This window comes from Paenibacillus sp. PastM-3 (genome assembly GCF_029893965.1).
In the GTDB taxonomy this organism is placed as follows: domain Bacteria; phylum Bacillota; class Bacilli; order Paenibacillales; family Paenibacillaceae; genus Paenibacillus_AQ.
Genome location: NZ_JARXXP010000064.1, coordinates 1 through 6108 on the forward strand (window position 1 = coordinate 1; position 6108 = coordinate 6108).

Here is a 6108-nt window from a genome sequence, read left to right on the forward strand (position 1 = left end):
TTTGAAGCGCGGTACCCCGTGTTGGAAGAGTCAGAACAAGCGACCTGATTCTCGTGTCCTTGGGGGCGGGGTTCCCCCGCCCCCAAGGACACCCATACCTATTAACAAACACCTGAGAACCCACTTTTACTCTCTTACACAAACTTCTTGACGCTACCAAAAGTCCAACATGCTGGATGAAATAAAAATAACATAGTCTCTATTGTACTTGAAAATAAAGAGATTTCAACCCCTACCTTCTGGGAAATGTTCGCCATTACGATAGGAAAACACCCGGGGGTGGTTTACATCAAAAAGCATGATTCTTATTGAGGAATAGGGCGTAGCACATCCAGCGCCCGACCCGACTTGCATTTAGACACCTTAAGCTTCCGAATCTTCAACAATCAATTCATGGATGGAGATGTCTAGGGCTTCACATATCGCTTCCAGCGTTCGGATATAGACTCTGTCTACTGAATCGGAACAGAGATGATTGATAGTACTTGGACGTAAGTTCATTTGTCGGGCAAGCTGTCTTTGTGACATTCCACGCTGATCTAATATATCTTTCAATCGAATCTTTAACTTCATGTCTTCCTCCATCATTCCAGTAGCTAAATATAGAAAGATTATATCATGAACTTATCTGGAAAATCATTGAATGTAACTCTTAAAGGTTATATAATCATAGTGTGAAACTGTTAAGAGTTACACTAATTACAATTCCCGTAACGATGGAGGATTATACATGAATGTCATAGGCTATGTACGGGTCAGTACACAAGGTCAGGTGAAGGATGGCTACAGCTTGTCCTACCAGCAAGACGAGATTCAGTCGTACTGTGAGCAGCAGGGATGGCATCTGGTTCACGTCTTTACAGACGAGGGTATTAGTGGAGCGAAAGTGGACGAGGAAGCCTTAGAGGTCGAACGAGAGGGTTTCCAAGACATGCTGACCTATGTGTCAAGTCACAAGGTAGATTACGTTGTTGTCCTGAACACAAGCAGATTATGGAGAAGTGATATTGTCAAAGTCCTTGTCCATCGGGAACTGAAAAAGCGCAATATCGACATTCGGAGTATTGAACAACCAACCTATAGCATTTTTAAGAAAGACCCGTCTGACTTCTTGATTAACGGTTTGATGGAATTGCTGGATGCTTATCAGCGGCTGGAGATTGCTATGAAGCTGGGACGTGGACGTAACAAAAAGGCTTCCGAAGGCAAGTTTGCAGGTGGAGGTATTCCTTTTGGTTACAAAGGGAAGCGGGGATCAAAGCAAATGTTCATTGACGAACAGAAGGCATCTACGGTTCAGCGGCTCTTTCAATTGAAAGAGCAATACCCTATATGGTCATTGTCGGCTTTAGCCCATAAGTTAAATGAAGAAGGATTCACAACGGAACAAGGGAAGAGATTCACTAAAGTACAGGTGAAACGAATCCTAGACCGTAAGGCGTTTTACCAAGGAACGTATCGTTATGGGCAGATCGAGGCAGACGGTAAACATCAAGCGATCCTACAATCTGGAGGAATGTGCTTGTGACGATATTACAAGATAAGTATGAATCGCTGGTGGAGCAAGAAGATCAGCTTCTAACAAGTCTCCGAACTACTGCCGCTTATGAAAATGCCATGTTTCAAATTACACATGAACATGCTGCGGAAATTGACTTGCCGACAGCGGAGAAAATTATAGATAAGATTCACGAGTACACAGAAGAACTGCGGCTAGACCTGCTTTATGTACGTCTAGAGAAGTCACATGTTGCTGGGATGTTAAAACTTACAGCTTTCTAAGCATTATCGTAAACAAGAGATTGCTAACGTATCTTTGCGGCATCGACCGCTCGAACTGAGGATGCAAACTTGTTTATCCATGATGTTTTCGCCACTCGTTTGAGTGGTTACTAATGGGCTGGATACATACAGATCAAGCGATAAGACAGCAAAGATTCTTGAATGCAACGAATCGAATCCATTAGTAACAATTCAAATACAGAGGGAGCAAAAGAGTATGATTGAACAGCAGAATCTAATCTATGTAGGAGTTGACCTGCATAAACAACATCATACAGCCGTCATTATTGACTGCTGGAGCAAGAAGCTAGGGGAACTAAAATTCGATAACAAGCCGTCTGCCTTTCCCTTGCTGCTTAAAGAATTAAAGAAGTACATCAAGAAGGGCTTGTCCGTTGTCTATGGACTGGAGGATGTCGGAGGTTACGGTAGAGGGCTTGCCGTGTATCTGAAAGACAATCGTTGCTGGGTGAAGGAAGTGAATGCAAAACTCGCTAACGCCAGACGAAAGAGCCATGTGACCGTTCAGAAGTCGGATAGCTGGGATGCTGAATGTGTTGCCAAGGTGCTCAGGGACGAGTTGGAGCGCCTGCCAGATGCTCAGCCCGTTGACCTGTTCTGGGCGATTAGCCAGCTTGTGACGCAGCGGAAATGGTTGGCTAACAGTTTAACGGAAATGGTAAAAAAGATGCACCAGCAGATTAGCTATTCCTATCCCAGTTACAAAAAGTTCTTCTCTGAAGTAGAGGGGAAAACGGCGCTTGCCTTTTGGGAGACATACCCTTCACCTTATACCTTGAAGGACCAGTCAGAGGAAGCCCTTGCTGCCTTCTTGCGAAAGTACAGCAACAATGGATTGTCTCATAAGAAGGCAAATCAAATTCTTACTCTAATCGGCGCAGATGGAGAAACGTATCGGGATTTTCAAGATTCAAGAGATTCAGTTGTGGTGAGTCAGGTGGAATCCGCTCGGTTTTTTCAAGAACAATTGGTCAGTATCGAGGGCAAGATTGAGCATTTGATGCAGCAGCTTGGTTTCCAGCTTGAATCCATGACAGGGATCAATGTGGTGACAGCAGCGCAGCTTGTGGCAGAGATTGGCGATATTCACCGATTCTCTTCCTCTGATAAGCTTGCCCGATTTGCTGGAATAGCACCGGTAACGGTTGGTTCAGGCAATAAGTCACGAAATTTCAAGAGTAAGCAAGGCAATCGGGAATTGCATGATATTATCAAGAGTCTTGCAATTCGTCAGATTGGTGTCACCCGTACCAAGAGAGAACCAAAGAATGCCTATTTTCATGCTTATTATGAGCGAAAGATAGCAGAGGGCAAGACGAAACAGCAAGCAATTGTGTGCTTAATGAGGAAGCTGGTAAATATCATCTACGTCATGATGAAGAAAAAGTCAGCCTACGTGATGCCGAATACACCTGCACAGCAGGCGGGATGATAGAATGGGTGGTAGCTGGGATTGCATTCTCAGTTGCCACCTTCTTTATTCAAAGCGCCGCTTTATAAACTAGGATACGTATGAAGGACAGATTGATAATCCGCTGAGTCAGAATCTTTATACGTATGTGCATAATAATCCGTTGATTTATTCAGATCCTACAGGGCATCGTATTTATGAGGATAATTATTGGAGCAAAGCAGACCAGAAGTTGATTGATCAGTATACGGCTGAATTTAACAAAGCTAAAGCAGCAGGTAATACTGCTGCAATGCAAGCCGCACACGATAAAGCAATTGCAATAAGAGTAGCAAATGGTGCTGAAGTTATAGCAAGAACTGACTATTCAACTGGTAAAACTACATCCATACGCACACAGAACGGAGGAGTTCATGAGGACTATCTTTCAGAAGCCCTTGCTGTTCCTGCCCTAGCTGCTGCATTATTCTACGGACCTACTATAGCGCCCACAGTACTAGCTGTTTCGGATGTTGCCACAATGGGAACAACAATTTCAACAGGGACAGTTATAGCAGCACAAGCAGTAAATACGGGGTCCAAAATGGTTACTTTGTTCAGATCAATGAGTGACGCCGAATTGGCTGGTATTGCTAAAAAAAAAGCTTTTGACGCTGGATTCAATATGGAGGGGAAATGGTTTGCCACAACACTCCAGGATGCAATGGAGTGGGCGAATATGCCTGGAAATTCACGTATTGTATCTGTAACTGTTAATAAAAATATGTTAAATGGAGCATATTACTCTAGCAATCTTGACAATATCGGTCCTGCATATTATTTTGAGCTAGAAGCTCTAAACGCTGGTTTTGGAAAGGTAACAGTGGTGAAATGACATGGATAATAAGGTTATAGCTAGAATTAACTGGATTCCGACAGAACAAGGTGGGAAAAAGAGGTTTCCTTTGACGAAATATTCAACAGCTGCACACTTCCATGGTGATGAGGAAGGACAGGATTGGAGTGTTGTACTGAGCATTATTTCAAACAATGATAACTATGAAACGCTTTGTAGTATAAAGTTTTTGTTTCCTGAAAAGGCACCTGGACATTTACTTGTCGCAGGAAACAAATTTGAACTTTATGAATTAGGAAAAGTTGCAGATGGAGAAATAATTGAATCATAAGGGGAATATTACATGCCACATGGACTTACTATATAATTTGAACTAAAGAAATCGATGATTACATCCTGACACAAAGTCGATCGATAATGGAACTTGGACTTTTCATAATTTCTTCCATGAACAACCCGACGTTTTTCGGATGTCAGCAACGGTGTGATAGAACACGTTATTGATTACGTTGGATTTCAGCCATTTCCAGAGCCCTTCAACAATATTCAACTGCGGGCTGTAAGGCGGCAGAAACACCAATTCGAGTCGACCGTTCAGTTCGTTAAGGAACGGTTGAAGCAGCTTGGCATGATGAATCCGGGCATTATCCAGTACCATGACGATTTTGCCAGTTGGATACGCGAGCATCACCTTTTGAAGAAAATTCAAAAAGGTTTCGGCTGTATATTGCTCGTCTTCCTGCCATACGATCTGACCGGTTGCATAGTCGACTGTGGCGAGCGATTTCACGCCGCGATGTTTGCCCGTCGTTTGAATGATGCGCTGCTTGCCACGAAGAAACCAAGTCTTCTGAATGGCCTGGTAGTCTCGTATCATGGATTCATCTTCGAAAAGCAAATGCGCAATTTCGTCGTTCAGCAATCTTTTTTTAATTCGGGAAATGTCATCTCTGTAAACTGACGTTGCTTTTCAGGATCGGCTGCTTCTAGGGTATACGTTGGTTTGGTATAGCTCAGTCCTTGACGGTGCATCATTTTCGAAACGCCTCGCAAGGAGTAGCGATGACCGAATGCTCGTTCAATATACTTAGTAATGATTTCGAGTGTCCAGTTGTATCGAGCTGTGAAGCCTACATCATCCGGAACGGAATGAACAATGGTCTGCTTCATTTGCTCCTGTTGTTCTTTCGTTAACCGAGTGGAAGCTCCGGAGGAATACTTCATTTGTAACGCCTCGAGGCCGCCGCTTTGATAGGACCGAATGTAGCTATTGATCGTTTCCTTGCTGCGATTCAGAGTCTCGGCGATCTCCGAGACAGGCCTTCCTTTGAGATGTAAGTACACGGTTTGATAACGTTCATACATGCGGCGTTCTTTTTCTTGCTTCATGGCGCGTGTAACTTCTTCTAACCCATTGTGCTGTTCCATCTGTATCCCAACCTGTCCGAATAAGTTTCCTTACGTATTCGACAAGTAGGTCGTTATTTCCTTACCATAGTTTTCTAATACTTTAGTTCAACTTATCTAGTTTAACCGTTGCAGAGATGGATAAGTTGTCATTTGAAAATGCTAGTCTTTGGTTAAAAATAGATAGTGTTGCTTTGACTTTATATGGTGTGTCAACAGCTTCTATGGGAACAGGTAATTCTCAGAGCAAGATATTCAACGCTAATGGTAACCCCGAATTACGGGCTATTAGGCGTCCTACTTTTGACGTCTGGAAGGAAAACGGGGTTCAGGTAAAAGGGCAAAATTTTATAATGAATCCTCATGCTTATAACAGTCTGTTTAAATCTGGTAGGAAAGATATTATGCCCGATGATATTATAACAGCTCTTAGTACAAAAGCGACGCCGGGTAACCCAGGAAGTGTTGTGTATACCAATCCTTATACTGGGACTAAAGTATATGTAAACCCTACAACTAAAGAAAAAGTTGGTGTTCAACCGGGAAGTTTTAAAGATTAAGGAGCCATTCCTGTAATGAATTAATTCAAGGTTTGAACAAAAAAAGCGCCTCCTGTATGCTGGGTCATGGAATGTTGGCCATTCACTGCCCG

Annotated in this window: 7 protein-coding genes and 1 pseudogene; 6 read left to right on the top strand and 2 right to left on the bottom strand. The window is 43.0% G+C overall.

The window, feature by feature from the left end; genetic code table 11:
• Window positions 1-363: 363 nt before the first annotated feature.
• Window positions 364-573 carry a helix-turn-helix domain-containing protein gene (locus M2108_RS31110; protein WP_277473337.1) on the bottom strand — a complete coding sequence of 70 codons (210 nt, stop codon included), beginning with the start codon at window positions 571-573 and terminating at the stop codon, window positions 364-366.
• 157 nt (window positions 574-730) lie between these two features.
• Here M2108_RS31110 and M2108_RS31115 point away from each other — a divergent pair, with 157 nt between their 5' ends.
• The 5 genes from M2108_RS31115 to M2108_RS31135 all read left to right on the top strand — a co-directional run bounded on the left by M2108_RS31115 (window position 731) and on the right by M2108_RS31135 (window position 4380).
• Window positions 731-1528 carry a recombinase family protein gene (locus tag M2108_RS31115; protein ID WP_277473336.1) on the top strand — a complete coding sequence of 266 codons (798 nt, stop codon included), beginning with the start codon at window positions 731-733 and terminating at the stop codon, window positions 1526-1528.
• Window positions 1525-1782: a hypothetical protein gene (locus tag M2108_RS31120; protein WP_277473335.1), complete on the top strand. Its 258-nt coding sequence runs from the start codon at window positions 1525-1527 to the stop codon at window positions 1780-1782. Before M2108_RS31115 ends, M2108_RS31120 begins: the two co-directional genes overlap by 4 nt.
• 217 nt (window positions 1783-1999) lie before the next feature.
• Entirely contained in the window at window positions 2000-3235 is a 1236-nt protein-coding gene (locus M2108_RS31125; protein WP_277473334.1) for an IS110 family RNA-guided transposase, read from the top strand.
• A gap of 211 nt (window positions 3236-3446) precedes the next feature.
• The gene (locus M2108_RS31130) at window positions 3447-4088 is read left to right on the top strand and encodes a hypothetical protein (protein WP_280777346.1); all 642 of its coding nucleotides are present in this window, start codon (window positions 3447-3449) and stop codon (window positions 4086-4088) included.
• 1 nt (window position 4089) lies between these two features.
• Window positions 4090-4380: a hypothetical protein gene (locus M2108_RS31135; RefSeq protein ID WP_277473332.1), complete on the top strand. Its 291-nt coding sequence runs from the start codon at window positions 4090-4092 to the stop codon at window positions 4378-4380.
• Window positions 4381-4438: 58 nt separating this feature from the next.
• Here the strand turns inward: M2108_RS31135 and M2108_RS31140 are convergent.
• Window positions 4439-5477, bottom strand: a pseudogene (locus tag M2108_RS31140) (IS630 family transposase).
• 125 nt (window positions 5478-5602) lie between these two features.
• Between M2108_RS31140 and M2108_RS31145 the strand changes: the two are divergent.
• Window positions 5603-6016, top strand: a complete 414-nt coding sequence (locus M2108_RS31145) for a hypothetical protein (protein ID WP_277547457.1) — start codon at window positions 5603-5605, stop codon at window positions 6014-6016.
• Window positions 6017-6108: the final 92 nt, after the last annotated feature.

Coding starts and splice junctions, on each gene's coding strand:
- M2108_RS31115 (WP_277473336.1), top strand. CDS start 731: ATGAATGTCATAGGCTATGTACGGGTCAGTACACAAGGTCAGGTGAAG.
- M2108_RS31135 (WP_277473332.1), top strand. CDS start 4,090: ATGGATAATAAGGTTATAGCTAGAATTAACTGGATTCCGACAGAACAA.
- M2108_RS31110 (WP_277473337.1), bottom strand. CDS start 573: ATGAAGTTAAAGATTCGATTGAAAGATATATTAGATCAGCGTGGAATG.
- M2108_RS31125 (WP_277473334.1), top strand. CDS start 2,000: ATGATTGAACAGCAGAATCTAATCTATGTAGGAGTTGACCTGCATAAA.